15 protein-coding genes are annotated in these 16,311 nt (G+C 42.4%); 7 read left to right on the top strand and 8 right to left on the bottom strand.

What is annotated here, in order from left to right; genetic code table 11:
• Positions 1-72: 72 nt before the first annotated feature.
• From cbiD to RMY64_RS19520, 3 genes are all read left to right on the top strand, one after another.
• Positions 73-1,188, top strand: a complete 1,116-nt coding sequence (cbiD, locus tag RMY64_RS19530) for a cobalt-precorrin-5B (C(1))-methyltransferase CbiD (protein WP_322700885.1) — start codon at positions 73-75, stop codon at positions 1,186-1,188.
• Between the two features lie 228 nt (positions 1,189-1,416).
• Entirely contained in the window at positions 1,417-3,039 is a 1,623-nt protein-coding gene (guaA, locus tag RMY64_RS19525; RefSeq protein WP_322682316.1) for a glutamine-hydrolyzing GMP synthase, read from the top strand.
• A 601-nt stretch (positions 3,040-3,640) separates the two neighbouring features.
• Positions 3,641-4,045 (top strand): response regulator, encoded by a 405-nt coding sequence (locus RMY64_RS19520; protein ID WP_322682317.1) that lies wholly within the window; start codon positions 3,641-3,643, stop codon positions 4,043-4,045.
• A gap of 520 nt (positions 4,046-4,565) precedes the next feature.
• On the opposite strand, the gene RMY64_RS19515 is transcribed toward RMY64_RS19520, so the two are convergent.
• On the bottom strand, positions 4,566-5,180 hold the full coding sequence (locus RMY64_RS19515; protein WP_322700884.1) for a TetR/AcrR family transcriptional regulator: 615 nt from the start codon (positions 5,178-5,180) through the stop codon (positions 4,566-4,568).
• An 84-nt stretch (positions 5,181-5,264) separates the two neighbouring features.
• Between RMY64_RS19515 and RMY64_RS19510 the strand changes: the two genes are divergently transcribed.
• Complete coding sequence (locus RMY64_RS19510; protein ID WP_322689136.1) at positions 5,265-6,011, top strand: 3-oxoacyl-ACP reductase family protein; 747 nt, start codon at positions 5,265-5,267, stop codon at positions 6,009-6,011.
• A gap of 341 nt (positions 6,012-6,352) precedes the next feature.
• Entirely contained in the window at positions 6,353-6,706 is a 354-nt protein-coding gene (locus tag RMY64_RS19505) for a hypothetical protein (RefSeq protein ID WP_194046709.1), read from the top strand.
• Positions 6,707-7,231: 525 nt separating this feature from the next.
• Here the strand turns inward: RMY64_RS19505 and RMY64_RS19500 are convergent.
• From RMY64_RS19500 to RMY64_RS19490, 3 genes are all read right to left on the bottom strand, one after another.
• The gene (locus tag RMY64_RS19500; protein WP_094347157.1) at positions 7,232-7,468 is read right to left on the bottom strand and encodes a DUF4327 family protein; all 237 of its coding nucleotides are present in this window, start codon (positions 7,466-7,468) and stop codon (positions 7,232-7,234) included.
• An 845-nt stretch (positions 7,469-8,313) separates the two neighbouring features.
• Complete coding sequence (gene rbfA, locus RMY64_RS19495; RefSeq protein ID WP_322673394.1) at positions 8,314-8,733, bottom strand: 30S ribosome-binding factor RbfA; 420 nt, start codon at positions 8,731-8,733, stop codon at positions 8,314-8,316.
• Between the two features lie 119 nt (positions 8,734-8,852).
• Positions 8,853-9,059 carry a DUF751 family protein gene (locus tag RMY64_RS19490; protein WP_322673395.1) on the bottom strand — a complete coding sequence of 69 codons (207 nt, stop codon included), beginning with the start codon at positions 9,057-9,059 and terminating at the stop codon, positions 8,853-8,855.
• A gap of 165 nt (positions 9,060-9,224) precedes the next feature.
• Between RMY64_RS19490 and RMY64_RS19485 the strand changes: the two genes are divergently transcribed.
• The gene (locus RMY64_RS19485; protein WP_322673396.1) at positions 9,225-10,082 is read left to right on the top strand and encodes a DNA adenine methylase; all 858 of its coding nucleotides are present in this window, start codon (positions 9,225-9,227) and stop codon (positions 10,080-10,082) included.
• On the opposite strand, the gene RMY64_RS19480 is transcribed toward RMY64_RS19485, so the two are convergent.
• From RMY64_RS19480 to RMY64_RS19470, 3 genes are all read right to left on the bottom strand, one after another.
• Positions 10,054-10,530 carry a PD-(D/E)XK nuclease superfamily protein gene (locus tag RMY64_RS19480; RefSeq protein ID WP_322673397.1) on the bottom strand — a complete coding sequence of 159 codons (477 nt, stop codon included), beginning with the start codon at positions 10,528-10,530 and terminating at the stop codon, positions 10,054-10,056. The two genes, RMY64_RS19485 and RMY64_RS19480, sit on opposite strands and share 29 nt — an antisense overlap.
• Before the next feature lie 454 nt (positions 10,531-10,984).
• Positions 10,985-12,205, bottom strand: a complete 1,221-nt coding sequence (locus RMY64_RS19475; RefSeq protein WP_322700883.1) for a HetZ-related protein — start codon at positions 12,203-12,205, stop codon at positions 10,985-10,987.
• Between the two features lie 405 nt (positions 12,206-12,610).
• Positions 12,611-13,270: an L-threonylcarbamoyladenylate synthase gene (locus RMY64_RS19470; protein ID WP_322667838.1), complete on the bottom strand. Its 660-nt coding sequence runs from the start codon at positions 13,268-13,270 to the stop codon at positions 12,611-12,613.
• A 137-nt stretch (positions 13,271-13,407) separates the two neighbouring features.
• Between RMY64_RS19470 and larC the strand changes: the two genes are divergently transcribed.
• Positions 13,408-14,694: a nickel pincer cofactor biosynthesis protein LarC gene (gene larC / locus RMY64_RS19465; RefSeq protein ID WP_322700888.1), complete on the top strand. Its 1,287-nt coding sequence runs from the start codon at positions 13,408-13,410 to the stop codon at positions 14,692-14,694.
• Between the two features lie 59 nt (positions 14,695-14,753).
• Here the strand turns inward: larC and RMY64_RS19460 are convergent, their stop codons facing one another.
• On the bottom strand, positions 14,754-16,307 hold the full coding sequence (locus tag RMY64_RS19460; RefSeq protein WP_322700882.1) for an NAD(P)H-hydrate dehydratase: 1,554 nt from the start codon (positions 16,305-16,307) through the stop codon (positions 14,754-14,756).
• Positions 16,308-16,311: the final 4 nt, after the last annotated feature.

The following is a 16,311-nucleotide window of genomic DNA, read 5'->3' as shown; positions in this document are numbered from 1 at the left end:
TATGGACATTGCACAGTAGATGACCTCAATTCATCCCTCTATTATGCAACGCCTTATTTTTAAATTTAAAAAATGTCCCGTTCTGGATACACACTTCCCGTCTTTGCCTGCGCTGCTGCTATTGCAGCTTTACACTGGTTACGCGATCGCAAATCCCTAACTTTTGCCTCTGTAGATTTGATTGAACCGTCTCAAATCGCAGAAATCCCCATTGAACAGGTAGCAGGATTATCTGAGAATACCGCTTTAGCAATAACTCGCAGCGATCCTGGTGATAATCTCGATTTGACTAAAGATACACCGATTTGGGCGCTGGTGGAATGGCGCGAACAGGGTGATGATGCAGTAATTATTAAAGGTGGAGAAGGTATTGGTAGGCAATTAAATGCTGATGACAAGCCGGCTATTTATGCTTATGCTCAAAAGCTGTTGCAAGAGAATTTGCAACGGATACTAGCACCGGGGGAAAAAATCACGGTGACGATTATTTTACCCGAAGGGCGATCGCTTGCTGTTCGCACTTCAAATTCTGCTTTTGGTGTGGTTGAAGGACTTTCCCTTTTAGGCACAACCGGCATTTCTCAACCCTTGAGTACACCAGATCAGCTTGCAGTTTTTCGGGCGGAATTACAAAATAAAGCCAGTCGTTTTGAGAGTTTAGTATTTTGTATCGGAGAGAATGGTCTAGATTTGGCGCGTAAACTAGGGATTAATCCCGAACAATTAGTCAAAACTGCTAACTGGCTCGGCCCAATGTTAGTAGAAGCTGATGTGCTGGGTGTAAAAGAAATCTTATTATTTGGCTATCACGGTAAGCTGATAAAGCTGGCTGGCGGGATTTTTCATACCCATCATTACTTGGCTGATGGACGGCGAGAAATTTTGTCAGCGCACTGTGCGATCGCAGGTTTAAAATCACCAGATATCCAAGCTGTGTTTAACAGTGCAACCGCCGAAGCAGCACTAACATACCTAAAATCCCTAGATGCTGCAACTGGTAGTGATTGGGTAAATAAAGTTTACAGTGCGATCGCCGAAACTATCGATGTTCGTTCTCAAGAATACATTCAAAGCCATAGCGAAAGCGGCAAAAAAGTAACAGTCTGTGGCTCTATTCTCTTCGATCGCGATCGCAAAATTATCGTGAAGAGTAAAACTGCTGGTCTGTTGATCGGAAAATTATGTTAATTTATTATGAATAATCGTAAACAATCCAAAAAAATAATCCTTTAAGTAACCACTCTAGGGTAGATTTATCGTTTTAATACCATCTCCAACTCCGGGGTTTGACAAATGCACGTAAACTAGCGTTTGTCAAGGCTTTCTATACCATTATCAGCCTATCCAGGCTGGATAATAGCATCACCATAAACCACAAAGCATCTATTTATCCTTAACAGATATAACACTCCCGTCATGAATACAGCGGTGACTCTACCAACAGAACAAGCGCCCCAAACATTGGAAACTTTTGGGCGGCTCGATCGCCAATTGATTGTAATTTTGGATTTTGGCTCTCAATATTCTGAGTTGATTGCCCGTCGCATCCGCGAAACTCAAGTATACTCGGAAGTCTTATCCTATCGCACTACTTCTGAACATTTGCGCCAACTTAATCCCAAGGGAATAATTCTCTCAGGTGGGCCAAGTTCAGTTTATGGTGATAACGCTCCCCATTGTGACCCAGAAATTTGGAATTTGGGAATACCCATTTTGGGTGTTTGCTATGGGATGCAGTTGATGGTAAACCAACTTGGTGGGGAAGTGGCAAAGGCCGATCGAGGTGAATACGGCAAAGCCTCATTATATATTGACGACCCTACAGATTTGCTTACTAATGTTGAAGATGGCACTACTATGTGGATGAGTCATGGAGACTCAGTTATCCAAATGCCATCAGGGTTTGAATTGCTAGCACATACAGAAAATACTCCCTGTGCTGCGATCGCCGATCACGAAAAGAAACTTTACGGCGTTCAGTTCCATCCAGAGGTGGTGCATTCTGTTGGTGGTCTAGCATTAATCCGTAATTTTGTCTACCATATCTGCGATTGCGAACCCACTTGGACAACAGCGGCTTTTGTCGAAGAAGCAATTCGAGAAATTCGCGCCAGAGTTGGTGAAAAACGGGTACTATTGGCGCTGTCTGGTGGAGTGGATTCTTCTACCCTAGCTTTCTTGCTATACAAAGCGATTGGCGAGCAACTGACTTGCGTGTTTATCGATCAAGGCTTTATGCGAAAATATGAGCCAGAGCGATTGGTAAAGCTGTTTCAAGAACAGTTTCACATTCCTGTTGAATATGTTAATGCCCGCGATCGCTTTTTGGCTAAAGTTGCTGGAATCACAGATCCAGAAGAAAAACGCCGCCGCATCGGACACGAATTTATCAGTGTATTTGAGGAAACATCCAAGCGCCTCGGTCACTTTGACTATCTAGCTCAAGGAACTCTTTATCCAGATGTGATTGAATCTGCGGACACCAATGTAGATCCCCAAACTGGTGAGCGGGTAGCGGTGAAAATTAAGAGTCATCACAATGTTGGCGGTTTGCCCAAAGACCTAAGATTTAAATTGGTGGAACCACTGCGGAAACTATTTAAAGATGAAGTCCGCAAACTTGGGCGTTCCATTGGTTTACCAGAAGAAATTGTTCAACGACAACCTTTTCCTGGGCCTGGTTTAGCAATTCGGATTCTGGGGGAAGTTACATCTGAGCGGTTAAATATTTTGCGCGATGCTGATTTGATTGTGCGGCAAGAAATTAACCAACGCGGTATGTATCATGACTTCTGGCAAGCATTTGCTGTATTGCTGCCAATTCGTAGTGTTGGCGTTATGGGAGATCAACGTACTTACGCTTATCCCATTGTTTTGCGGATTGTTACCAGTGAAGATGGCATGACTGCTGATTGGGCAAGAGTGCCTTATGATGTCTTGGAAGTGATTTCTACTCGAATTGTGAATGAGGTAAAAGGGGTGAATCGCGTGGTTTATGACATCACCTCTAAGCCACCTGGAACTATTGAATGGGAGTAATCAAGCTTTGAGTTGGTCTTTAAAGATGCGAGAAATTGCGTCTCTACATCTAGGATTTGAGCTGATTTGAACTGTATTGATTGAAAAATGATAATGCCGACCTGACTAGTTTTAAGATTCGGCATTGTCTATTTTTTTGACTTTTTTCAAGCTCCATCAAAATCCAAACCTAATACTTTTCGGGTAAGGGTAAAAGGAGAAAAAGAAAGGGTTTGAATTTACCTTTCCCTTTCCCCCTTTGCCCTTTAACCTTTCCCCAGACCAAAAAAGAGATTATTGGGTTTATCCGAAGAGTATTGAATCCAAACCTGTTAGTAATAAAGTAGTCAGTAGTTAGCAAGATTATTTTTAAACTTTAACTATTCGTTAAAGTTAATTTTTTAATGTAAAGGAATTTAAACAATAACATAAATTTATCCGGTCAATAATTATAAATACCAGTGAATAATTAAGTATCAATTAAATGGTGACTAGACAAATTGAGTTATATTCTAGGAAAATAGGCGCGATCGCAGTAAAATTACCAATGGTATGGTGATAGAGAAAAAATAAGCAGCTCATTGGAAATACATTTCATTCGATCAACATTAATGGAGATGTTATGGAACCTGCTCTTCCCCTTGCTGGCTTAAACATCCTCGTAGTTGATGATGATGATGATAGCCGCTTTTACATTACTACTGTGTTGGAAGCTGATGGAGCCACCATTATGGCAGTTGCATCGGCAGCGGTAGCATTGAAAGTATTACCTGAGTTGCAACCAGATGTCTTGATTTGTGATATTGCAATGCCTGATGAAGATGGCTATACCCTGATCCGCAAGATCCGAGCACTAAAGCCTGATATTTATGGAAAAATTCCCGCGATCGCTTTAACTGCTTATGGTGATAGCGAGTATCGTAGCCGTGCTTTGGAAGCGGGTTTTCAAACTCATGTGCCTAAACCAGTCGATCCCGGAGAACTAGTTGCGATCGTCGCAGATTTGGTTGCTTCTTATAAGAATTAACACAAAAATGCAGTCATTTGTCGGTTTTTATTTGTTATTTGCCTTATCTGCCTCATGTTCCTCATCTAAAAGTGAATTGGTTATTTGAGAGTTATAAGTTTGTTTGAGTGTAAACCCGATCGTACTTAGATGGAAATTTTCTCATTTAGACATTAACTAAAATTTACCTTTGATTAAAAATAAATAAACAATTATCTATTTAAGTCTGTTAGTTTATTTATCTGTATACTCTCTCATTTTTCTATCTGCTCGATTTGAAACGATGTTATGTTTGACAAAGATTCTAGACTAAAAATGAGTTTTCTTTTTCTTTGTTTATGAGCGATCGCTACTTATAAGGTTTGCGAGCATTATAAAAACCATCAGTAGTCTGTATTTCCTCTAAATAACCGATCGGCTTAATGAGTGTTATTTACTATTTGATAAAGATAAGGAAGCTCATAGTTTTTTCAGAAAATTGTCAAAATTTGAGGAGCGAAATCTGACAGTTTCCCCATGTGATACCAAATAGGCACTATCTTTACTGCGGCCACGCTTGCAACGCTGTCTCCACAACCTGCAGGAGTTCCGTTCGGGTAGCTCCGGTTGCTGCCAGAACTGATATTCCACAATTGACCGTCACGACAAAGCGGGCGAGAGCCGCTGGATCGCAATCAGCCGACAAGTCCCCCTCCGAAATCGCCTGCTCGAAACGCTTACGCACAGAAGCTTCACTCGATTTTCGGCGTGCAGACAATTCCTGCCGAATCGGATCGGCTGGATCTCCGCATGAAAGCGTGCCATGAACCCAGAGACATCCGGGTGGATTGTGCGGATTGGTTCCCAAGTCAACGACCCCGTGCATCATCTTCTCGGCGACCTGGCGCGCAGTTGGCTCTTTGAGAGCTTCACGAAGATAAGCTGATGGCCCGTCGGCATAGCGAGCCAGCACTTTGCGAAATAGAGATTCTTTGTTCCCAAAGGCGGCGTAAAGGCTAGGACGATTAATGCCCATAGCCTCGGTCAGATCCGAGAGGGATGTGCCTAGATAACCCTTGCGCCAGAACACATACATTGCACGATTGAGCGCTTCATCGGTATCGAACTCGCGGGGTCGGCCTATGGCCGCAGTGGTTTTTTCCTGTTTCATACTCATCAGTATAATAATTTCTTGACAGGCTTACCCCCATGCTTTATATCTATACCAGACGATACAAAAGTTTAACGACAAAAGAATACTATGAGCAACAAAAAACTTACTGGAAAGGTGGCATTGGTAACAGGTGGCTCACGCGGTTTAGGGGCAGCGATCGCTAAACGTCTCGCTCAGGATGGGGCAGCTGTTGCCCTCACCTACACTAGCTCGCCGCAAAAAGCCGATGAGGTGGTGCAAGCGATCGAAACAGCAGGTGGGCAAGCTTTGGCTATTCGCGCCGACAGTGCCAACGCTGAAGCGGTGAAAAATGCTGTCACCGAGACTGTAAAAGCTTTTGGTCGTCTCGATATCCTCGTGAACAATGCGGGGATCGCCACTTTGGCTACTATCGACGAGTTCTCATTAGATGATTTTGACCGAATCATCGCGGTTAATATTAAGGGCGTGTTTGTGGCAACTCAAGAGGCTGTCCGCCATATTGGCGAGGGCGGACGGATTATTATGATTGGCAGCGTCAACAGTGACATCATGCCATTTGCTGGTGGTTCCGTCTATGCTTTGACCAAGGGTGCGATCGCAAGTTTTACGCGCGGTCTGGCCCGCGATCTCGGCCCTCGTAACATCACAGTAAATAATATCCAACCCGGCCCGGTGGATACCGACATGAACCCAGCGGAGGGTTCCTTTGCCGACACTATGAGAAGTATGACTGCCCTCCAGCGCTATGGTCGGAGTGAAGAAGTAGCCGACATGGTTTCCTATCTTGCCAGTGCAGAAGCCGGTTTCGTTACTGGTGCGAGTCTGAACATTGATGGTGGCTTCACAGCCTAATTCGGCGGTAACAAAACGACCAGGTAATACTGTGATTGCAAGCCAATGAAAGCCTGTTACGTAGTAAGCACTTCATTCTAACAAAGACGATGCGCGAACGGGTTCGTTAGTCGCTCATGGGGGAAACCCCCTTGGCGCTAGCCTCTCCCAAAAAGAGAAGACCGTGCTAACTTACTACAAACTTATTTACCCAGGACAGAATACTTGTCTTGACAGACTAACGAATTACCCGCAACGGTAATAATGGTCTTTGAAGAAGACACCGCAAACTATCAGAGTGGGATTCAGACCCCTTCTTCCGGTAATATAAGTACTTATCAAGAAGTTTTAATCAAAAAAATATGTCTTCAATTCCTCTAACATTGAACTTAATTGAAGGTTCAGTCTCCTTCAGTTTTTCACCCCAAGCAGCACGAGAATTAAAGACAGCAACGGATCAACTGATGGAACGCCTGAAAGCGATCGCCGCTAAACCCACTCCTGGCGGTGGTAGAGTCACTCCCCAGCCTCCCCTGGAATATCGTTATACGGGTGAAGTATTTTTAGAAGTTTTTTGTAATCCTAATATCTGGCCAACACCCTTTGCAGCCAAAGTTTTGCTGACTGTCCGCAATGTCAACATTCGCTTGACTACTGAGGCTGAACTTACTCGCATCATTGAAGACATTAATCAATATTTAGAGCAAGTAGGATAATAGTTCATCCAATTTTTCTGTTCTTTTCGAGATTTTTTCAGAAAAAATACTATAAAAATTTTGGATTTTGTGAAAGTTGAGGCAGTTGCTGACGAAGTTCCCTTTGTTGTCGCAACTGGTGTCGGTTAGCCCGACTTAGCAAACTTTTCTAGACGGATTTTGGTTTTGAACAGCAAGCAGCTTATCACTTACTTGAGGGAAGCGATGCCATAAATTGCGAGTCAAAAGTGAAGTTCCTACACTTCTATCGGATCGATGTAGGAACTTCACAGAATTTACATACTAAACTCAAGCCGTGACACCAAATGTACAGAACAAATGGTTTTGATGCCTTCTTTAACTTGAAAAGTTGTATAAATTCAGACTCAAATGCTTCTGTATTAATCAATAACGCAAGATTCTATATAGAGTAATGCTCATCAAAAAACTAGAGATTATTCCCCTAGATTGAGGGTTGAATCGTTGATGGTGAAATCCACACATCAAAAACAAACTCCCAATCCCAAACCCAACATCAAACATTGATTAGTCGTTATCCCACTGTTCGCGACCAATTAGGTCGCCAATGCGATCGCGTAACAAAAAGTCACATTTCTCTAATTCACATTCAACGCAAACCCACTCTCTCGCTGGAATGTATTGGCAGAGGCTATATATTGGCTGTTGTCGGCTAACCATTCCCTTTTGCACCAGTCGGCGTGCTTCGTCTTGAATCACATCTAGAGAGTAGTAATTGATAGAAGGCACCGTATTCACACTCATGGTTTTTACTCACAAATTAACACTTACGATAGTGTTCCCGTTAAAAATTAGGAACAAACATTACAGAAATTAGACTTGTGGCTAAGATTTTGTAGTTTGCTATACGGAACTATTTTTATTTTGACGCTACATCTCCTGAAATTATCTCAAGAAATGTTAAGAAAGTCAACGAATCCTGACATTTGTCGAAAATCCGCTTTACAAAAAAAATTCCCAGTAGTTAACTTAACCTGCTTATGTAACTGTATGACTTTGATGCCACAAGTCTGAAAGTCTTGCCATTACTGTATTTAGGCAAGATTTGGTGGGTGGGAAGGGTTTATATCGCCATCGCTTACATATCAAATAATCACCTTAAAAGCTGGATCTATAACTGCGGGTATTGATCTAAGGTAAACAACACAATAATATTTGTCAGTTGATGAGGTATAAACTGTTACAAAATATAACGGATGAAGTATACTACGAAGCCTTTAACCATAGCATCTGTTAACAATTTATTAAGTAAGCCTGTAATTTCTTAGTTAATTTCAGCACTAAGACCATCCCATTTTCTTTTGAAAAACATCTGTAAAAGGGTCAGGGTCGAGTAATACTCTAATTCGTAATCAGGATACACATAAACAGGAGTCAGAATTTCAGAATTAGTGAATATTCCACCCATCAAGGAAGAGAGTTTTAGCAAGGAAGAATGTTTAAACCTTGTTTTGCCTAAAAGAAGAGAAGTGTCTTGCTGAATTAGGTTATGTTCACATTAAAACAGACGCGATCTAGTCACGTCTGTAAACTGTTTGGCGGATTTGCTGAGATTAATTGTTCTGAAGTTACATTGTTGTTTTAGTTACTTATTCGGAGAATTCTTCATCATTTTGAACAGTGCTGTCTTCTACTGCTTCCAGATTTTCTGGCGGGCGATCGTGGTTAAGTTGATTTAGTAGTGCTAATACTTTATTACCGCGTTCTATAGAGCGATCTTCAAGAAATATCACCTCTGGTGTACGACGTAGCCGTACTCGCGCCCCCAGTTCGCTGCGGACATAACCTGTAGCCGACTTTAAGCCTGCCATTGTTTCTACCTTAGCTTCATCTGTACCATAGATGCTGACGTAGATTTTGGCGTGTTGCAGGTCGCCGGAAACATCAACATCAGTCACACTGACCATTCCGGTACCAACACGGTCATCCTTAATTCCGTTAAGCAGCATTTGGCTAACTTCCCGTTTGATCAGTTCAGCAACGCGGGAAACCCGACGATTTGTAGCCATAAAAATTTCGCCTCATCACAGAGGTTGTACGACAAAAATAGATACAGAATAGACAGTACTTAGCGGGAGCAACGCCAAAAGCAACCGTCTGTGGGGCACAGCCCCGATATAACGCTAGTCTAGATTGGACTCAAGCCCAGCATTGCCCGTAGAGTGAAAGTAAGGAAGACTAGGCTGCTCACAAATAAACCCAAGATAGCGATCGAGGTGATAGGGCGTTTCAACAATGGCACTAATGGCGCAAAGGTGTTCAAAAACAAGCCTAAGACGATCGTAATTAAGTACCGGGGGTAGCGAAAAACGTTATCCCAAAATCCGTCAAACATCTGAATTTAAACTGCCTTGTTATATACTTACGTTTGTTTTGATATGCTTTATCTACTCAATTGTAATATATGCGGCTGGAAAATTAGCCAGTTAATCTAAAATTTGGCTTGTCGGTTATATTGGCTTTATTTAGTCATAATTATTTTCAGTTAAATTGTAAGTAAATGGTTATTCAAGCCTCGAAGGAGACTAGCCCGCGTCCATTTTTGAAGTGGGCAGGGGGTAAAAGTCGGTTGATACAGCAATATATTCCTTATTTTCCCAAGAGTTATAAAAATTACTATGAGCCATTTTTAGGTGGTGGTGCTGTTTTTTTCTATCTCCAACCAAGTGCAGCCATTTTAACTGATATTAATGCCGAGTTAATTAACACTTATTGTTGTGTTAGAGACTGTGTAGAAGAATTAATTTCTCTATTAAAACAGCATAAAATCCAACATAATAAAGATTATTATTATAGTGTCAGAAACAACTCTAGTGGTACTGATATAGAAAAAGCGGCTCGTCTAATTTATCTTAATAAGACTTGTTTTAATGGTCTTTATCGAGTCAACTCACAGGGAAAATTCAATGTGCCATTAGGCAGATATGACAATCCCAATATTTGTGCTGAGGTTTTACTAAAAGCTGCTTCCGAAGCACTTTTCCATGCAGAAATTAAACAAGCAGATTTTACAGAAGTTCTAAATCATGCGACTAGCAGTGATGACTTTGTATTTTTTGATCCGCCCTACCATCCTATCAGTGATACTAGCTATTTCACTGCTTATAGTCAAAATTCTTTTAGTCAAAAAGACCAAGAACTTTTAAGAGATACTTGTGCAGAGTTAGCAAGTCGTGGTGTCAAAGTTATGGTATGCAATTCTGATAGTGAATTTATTCAAAAAATTTATACTGATATCAATTTTGAAACTTACCAAATTAAAGCAGCGCGTTCAATTAACTCAAAAATAAAAAAGAGAGGTGTTATTAACGAACTATTAATTACATCTTCTAAAGATTTTTATTTGCCCAAGCAATGAATCTATCTAAGCTATAAACTGCTAATAAATTATGGTTATCATTAACTCTTGCTTTCAGCCATTGGCTTGCGCCTTCTCGCATACCTTCACCGCCTAAAATTACGATAGTTGGTGCTGGGTAATAGTGCTGAATATTCATGTTCAAGTAAGGAAATTTTTCATCAACCGAACCAGGACTTTCTTGCCATTTACACTCGAAAATTAAACCAGACGGCATTGCAGATGAGCCGACAACATAAAAATCAACCTTCAGATAAGTATGATAAATTCCAGTTCCAATATAGACTTCTTTTCCATAACGTTTTGGCAATAAAGTAGCATTTAGTATAAATTCTTTTTGGACATAGTTCCCTACTTGGAAATAATTATGCCCATACAAGATTGCTTCTACATTTGCTTCTAAAATATTTCCAGACTTATTTGCCCGTCCGCCTTGAGTCAGAGCCATCTTCAATTCCTCTGCCAAAAGTCCTGCTTATTATAGGATTTCACAGAAGTAGTAAAAAAGGTTCAGTTGCTTAATATGAATTTTTGATTTTGGCTAAACGTAGTTGGATTAATGGGTGAAAAATCGAAAAATATTGGTATTTTTGTACTAAATAAATACAAATGTATTAATAATTTGGATGAGGGAGGAGTTAGTAATTTAGATAAATTCAGATAAGAGTTATTTGTGGAAGATTGCGGCGAATTGAGGGGTGAAATTTAAACGCATAGGCGCTTCTCTACGAGACGCTACGCGAACGCTTTCCCGAAGGGTAGGGACGCAGAGGGAAGCGCAGAGGCACACAAAGAATTCGCTACGAATTAATGAAATTTTGTATTTAGTGTATAAGCTAAATTCGCGCTCTTCTTCCCAGTCATAAGCTTCGATAATGTTTTTTAGTTATTTCACCTTAGCTTCAACCTGTTTGTGCTTCAGTATGACCGTTGCGGATAGACCATGCGATTTCTAAAAGTTGAGTCCAGCGCTTTTGTAGCTGTTTGGGGGTGCATTTGATGGTTTTAGCGATCGCAATGTCGTTTTCCCGTGCAGTTTTTAACTCTAATATTTGCTGTTGCTGTTCTGTGAGTTGATTCACAAAAATTTCCCACTGCTGGGAAGATAAACCCAACTTTTGCTCTAAACCCGCACCTAACCATTGATGTACCAATTGCCAGTGGTGTTGTTTGGCAAACTTTTCTACGTGGTATTTAAAGCGCTGTTGGAGATAATCGCGCTGACGGCTGGTTAAACCAAGAATTTGGTCGATTTCTGGGGCTGAAAGGTCTTGAAGTTTCAAGCTGAGGTAGTTCATACAATCAGATTGACCTTGAGACTCCAGGTATTTCATCAATTCAGTGATGACGCGATCGCGTTCTGATTCTTCAGATGGATCGAAATTAGTTTGGGCAATCATTTGCGATCGCAGCTGTTGCACCGCCGAGTTACGCTGGTAAGATTCTGCTTCTTCACCCTTAGCAGACTCTACCGCCATTTCAATATCCACGGTGGTTTCTTGGGGCTGACGACGAGCAAAACCTTGGGCGCGCAAGATAATCAATTGCTGATTTGCACCACCAGGTAAATTGATCCGGCGTTTGGCATACTGTTCTGTAAAAGCCATATATTCAGCTAATTGCAGCTGAGTACGCGGCGTGTGATTCTCTGGTAGTTCATTTTCTCTACGGAAAGCTTTGATTGCTTCGATATAAAATGCTTGTAAAAAATCTTCAATCAGGCTGTAACGAGCATCAAAGCCCAACTCCGAACCAGATATAGTTACATGACGGTAAACCATAGCACCCAAATTGCTATGTAATTCCACCCGCCCTTGTTTGGAACCTAGTTGGTAGTAACGTAAGCATTTTTGCATCCGATGCCTTCCCAACGTCATCTGCCAAGACTTGATTTCCCCAGATGTTTGAATGCGGGAGCTTTTATCGCAAATGCGTTCTACTTCTACGGCTATGCGCTTTGCTAAAGCTTCTACACACTTGGGTGTTGCTTTCACTTGCGCTTGCATTTCCTCAGACAGCAATTGAATCAAGCGATCGCTGCTGCTATCTGAAAATTCTTCATTTGAAACGTGGTTCTCAAAAATGGGTGTAGAGTTTGGTAGATTGACGACGTTAGCTTTCATGACTTTTCCAGTAGTATTGCACCGTAATTACAACGCAGACACAGCAATCAAGACCGTCCAAGGCTTGTGAATCTTTAGGCATTCATCCATCAAGACTTGCCGTATATAATGCTCACATCTAAAGCTCATATATCAAAACTATAGGAAATACGAAAGAGTTACAGTTCTGGCAATGTGTCGGTTTTGTTCACAAGCCACCATCTCAACGCTGGCACACGAGTACCCGCCATTTTCTGAAAGTTGTCAAATACCTTACTGTGGCAAGTTTTGCCACCATCCTCTTATATCCACTGCCTCACCGAACAGCCCATCCTAAACATCGCTTTTAAATATGACAATTTGAAAACTGGAGTTATTTTTATCACAATTTCCGAAACAAAGAGGTGCGCCTGTGAAGTGGAATTCTTATACCCATGCTGCTGCTGCTTCCCAACCTAAACCCCTCCGTATAATTGCTGCTTCGTCTCCGGTCATATCTAGGATGGTAGATACTTCAAATGTAGGTTCCTCGCCAGTGTCTACAATTATGTCTACCAACTTATCCAAACGATCGAATAGGTCTACCCGCGACTGAATCGTTTCAGGATCTATCCGAATCATGCCATTATCTGCTTCATCTGGTGGCAGATGTGCTGAAGTTGAAATAATCGGATTGCCCAAGGCTGCCAGCAACTCCAAACACACAGTATGGTTTGGTACTCTAATTCCAGTAGTTTTCCGCTTGGGGCTTTGCACCAATCGCGGTACTAACTTCGTAGCTGGGAGCAAAAACGTGTATGGCCCTGGAATCAGGCGTTTCATAATCCGATAAGCTGTGTCACTTACGAAGGCATAAGTTGCCACATTTGAAAGCGAGGGACATAAAAATGTCAATGGTTTATCGTTTGCTAGCTGTTTAATTTGCCGCACTCGTTCTACCGCCGACTTAGCATTCAAATCACAACCGATCGCATAGACTGTATCAGTAGGGTAAAGCATGACTGCGCCACTAGAGAGCGCCGACTTTATTTCCTCTATTCGGCGAATTTGAGGATTATCCGGATGAACTGGGAAAATTTTTGCCATAGGACGGGGATTGGGGATTGGGGATTGGGGATTGGGGATTGGGGATTGGGGACTGGGGACTGGGGATTGGGGAGAATAAAAAATTATTCTTGACTAATGACTAATGACTAATGACCAATGACTAATAACTAATGACTATGAATAAAATCGCTTATCTTCAATGTCCGACAGGAATTTCTGGTGATATGTGCCTGGGTGCTTTGGTAAGTTTGGGTGTTCCTGTGGAGTATTTAATTGAAAAACTTAATGGGTTGGGTATTGAGCAGGAATATCAGTTAAGGGCAGAACTTGTCCAACGGAATGGTCAACAGGCAACTAAAGTCCATGTGGATTTAGTACACGATCGCCATCACCACCATCACCACGATGGCGAACACAGTCACCATCACACACGCCACTTGCCAGAAATAGAGCAGATGATTCTCAAAGCTCAGTTGCCATCAAGGGCAGAAGCTTGGAGTTTGGCGGTATTTCGGCAGCTAGCGGTGGCAGAAGGGGCGGTGCATGGCATTTCACCTGAAAAAGTTCATTTTCATGAGGTTGGTGCTATAGATGCGATCGTAGATATTGTGGGTACTTGCCTGGGGTTGGATTGGTTGGGGATTGCGAGCAATGATGAAGGATTGCCCCTACTTTACTGCTCGGCGTTTCCGACTGGTGGCGGCACTGTTCGGGCTGCACATGGTCAGATGGCAGTACCAGTACCAGCGGTATTAAAGCTGTGGGAAATGCGGGGTTGTCCAGTTTATAGTAATGGCATTGACAGAGAATTAGTAACACCAACAGGAGCCGCGATCGCCACTACTTTGGCAAGAGATTTTGGTTCACCACCTGCGATCGCTATCAAGCAGATAGGATTGGGAGCAGGAACCATCAATTTACCCATTCCCAATATTTTACGCCTCTGGTTGGGTGAAAGCGCAAGTTTGCAGTCAAATTTCAGTGATTCTGAAGAAACTAGCTCAAATTTGGAAACCATCTCGGTATTAGAAACCCAAATTGATGATTTGAATCCACAAGCGATTGGCTATGCGTTTGAGGCATTGTTTGCTGCTGGTGCGCTGGATGTTTTTACTCAAGCGATCGGTATGAAAAAGTCCCGTCCGGGAATTTTGCTAACTGTGATTTGTCATCCAGAAAATTTACTCAGTTGTGAAGGCGTTATCTTCCGCGAAACTACAACTTTAGGCATTCGACGCACAACTCAGCAACGCGCCATTTTACAACGGGAAATTCAACAAGTGGAAACGGAATATGGCAAAGTGCATGTAAAAATAGCATGGAAAAGGCGATCGCCAGAAAAAGTTATTGCAAATGTGCAGCCAGAATATGAAGATTGTGCAGACTTAGCCCGAAAACATAATATTCCCTGGCGCGAAATTCAGCGTTTGGCTCTACAGCGTTGGTATTTAGTCAATCCCTGATCCAATTCCTCATTCCTCATTCCTCGTTCCCAGTCGGAGACTGGGAACGAGGAATTTGACTAAGTTAGAGTTTTCATCAAATATTGTGTCAATGTAAACGCATCTACACCCAATTCGCTACGCTCTTGGGCGGCTATTATACCTGCTTGCGAATGCCACCATGCGGCAGTTGCCACAATATCTTCTACGGGAATCTGTTTAGTTGCTGCTTGCGTCAACAATCCACCCAGTAGCCCAGTTAACACGTCGCCGCTACCGCCACGGGCTAAGGCGGGTGTGCTTTCAGGAATAATCCAAACAGCACCTTGAGGGTTGGCGATCGCAGTTCTTGCCCCTTTTAACAATACTATCGCCCCACTTTCGGCGGCAGCTTCCTGTACTGCTTTCACTTTGTCATGTTTGGCATCGGCGACATCAGGAAACAATCGTTCAAATTCGCCAGTGTGGGGTGTAAGTACGCTTACTGCTTGGCGTTTTTTTAATGTGGCGATCGCTCCCATTTGTGCCAAGATATTTAAACCATCGGCATCGAGAAGCAAAGGGCGATTGCTATCGATCGCTTCTTGGACAATGGGCGTAGCATCTCGTGTTAAACCGGGGCCACAAGCGATCGCATTAAAGGAACTCAGATCGGTGTTTTGTGGTAGTTGTAGGTGGGCGATGGCTCCACTTTCCGTTTCTGGACAACCGACAATTAGTGCTTCTGGCAAGTGTGACACCAAAATAGATTTCAAGGATTCAGGTACGGCAATCGAAAGCATCCCAACACCACTAGCTCTAGCACCCAAACCAGTTAAAATTGCTCCACCGGCATAGCGCCGCGAACCGCAAATTAGCAGTAAATGTCCTTCTTTATATTTGTGAGTAACTGCTGGACGGGGTAAAGGTAAAGTAGCAAGTGCCTTTGCTCGTGTAATACGTTTAATTTTAGGTGCATCTTTGAGAACAGCTTCCACATCAGCTAAAGGAATATCAAAATCGATTAACTCAGCTTTACCGAGATATTCCAACGCCCGATCTTGGAAGAAAGCGAGTTTCCATAAACCTAAGCAAAATGTGTGAGTGGCGCGAATGGCAGTTCCCAAGACTTCGCCTGTGTCGGTGTGTAAACCTGAAGGTAAATCGATACTATAAATCGGTATAGATAATTCATTTAGCTGATTAATTGCAGAGGCGATGGGATCGGTCAGGTTTCTTTCTAAACCAAACCCAAACAAGCCATCAATCAACAAATCAGAATCTGGTAGTTGTTCAATTGTTTGATAAATTGGAATGCCCAAACTCTGGGCATATTGCAAGTGCTGCGAAGTTAATTCTTTAAGCTTAGAAAAAGGAGAATAAATCCAAACCTCATACCCGCGAAAGTATAATTCACGAGCTACGACTAAAGCATCGCCACCATTATGACCGGGGCCGACAAGAATTCCCACACGAGATCCCCTTAACAAAGGGGTGTTTGCAGGAATTTCTGGAATGCGACGAGCAATTAATCCCGCTACCTTTTCCATCAAAGCAACTACAGGCATTCCCGCTGCAAAGATCCGCTTTTCAATATCGCGCATCTGTCCAGCAGTCACTACCACTTGCGAAATTTGTTCTTGCCTATCTTGCATCAGT

It is taken from the genome of Nostoc sp. DedQUE08, assembly GCF_034530895.1.
Lineage (GTDB): Bacteria > Cyanobacteriota > Cyanobacteriia > Cyanobacteriales > Nostocaceae > Nostoc.
The sequence above is the reverse complement of the archived record's forward strand: the minus strand, read 5'-3'. Positions and strand labels throughout refer to the sequence as shown.

Bases quoted from the DNA above. Each gene is read 5' to 3' on its own strand.
- RMY64_RS19510 (WP_322689136.1), top strand. From the start codon at position 5,265: ATGAGCAACAAAAAACTTACTGGAAAGGTGGCATTGGTAACAGGTGGC.
- RMY64_RS19475 (WP_322700883.1), bottom strand. From the start codon at position 12,205: ATGAAAGCTAACGTCGTCAATCTACCAAACTCTACACCCATTTTTGAG.
- RMY64_RS19515 (WP_322700884.1), bottom strand. From the start codon at position 5,180: ATGAGTATGAAACAGGAAAAAACCACTGCGGCCATAGGCCGACCCCGC.
- RMY64_RS19505 (WP_194046709.1), top strand. From the start codon at position 6,353: ATGTCTTCAATTCCTCTAACATTGAACTTAATTGAAGGTTCAGTCTCC.
- RMY64_RS19500 (WP_094347157.1), bottom strand. From the start codon at position 7,468: ATGAGTGTGAATACGGTGCCTTCTATCAATTACTACTCTCTAGATGTG.
- RMY64_RS19490 (WP_322673395.1), bottom strand. From the start codon at position 9,059: ATGTTTGACGGATTTTGGGATAACGTTTTTCGCTACCCCCGGTACTTA.
- RMY64_RS19470 (WP_322667838.1), bottom strand. From the start codon at position 13,270: ATGGCAAAAATTTTCCCAGTTCATCCGGATAATCCTCAAATTCGCCGA.
- larC (WP_322700888.1), top strand. From the start codon at position 13,408: ATGAATAAAATCGCTTATCTTCAATGTCCGACAGGAATTTCTGGTGAT.
- guaA (WP_322682316.1), top strand. From the start codon at position 1,417: ATGAATACAGCGGTGACTCTACCAACAGAACAAGCGCCCCAAACATTG.
- cbiD (WP_322700885.1), top strand. From the start codon at position 73: ATGTCCCGTTCTGGATACACACTTCCCGTCTTTGCCTGCGCTGCTGCT.
- rbfA (WP_322673394.1), bottom strand. From the start codon at position 8,733: ATGGCTACAAATCGTCGGGTTTCCCGCGTTGCTGAACTGATCAAACGG.
- RMY64_RS19520 (WP_322682317.1), top strand. From the start codon at position 3,641: ATGGAACCTGCTCTTCCCCTTGCTGGCTTAAACATCCTCGTAGTTGAT.
- RMY64_RS19460 (WP_322700882.1), bottom strand. From the start codon at position 16,307: ATGCAAGATAGGCAAGAACAAATTTCGCAAGTGGTAGTGACTGCTGGA.
- RMY64_RS19480 (WP_322673397.1), bottom strand. From the start codon at position 10,530: ATGGCTCTGACTCAAGGCGGACGGGCAAATAAGTCTGGAAATATTTTA.
- RMY64_RS19485 (WP_322673396.1), top strand. From the start codon at position 9,225: ATGGTTATTCAAGCCTCGAAGGAGACTAGCCCGCGTCCATTTTTGAAG.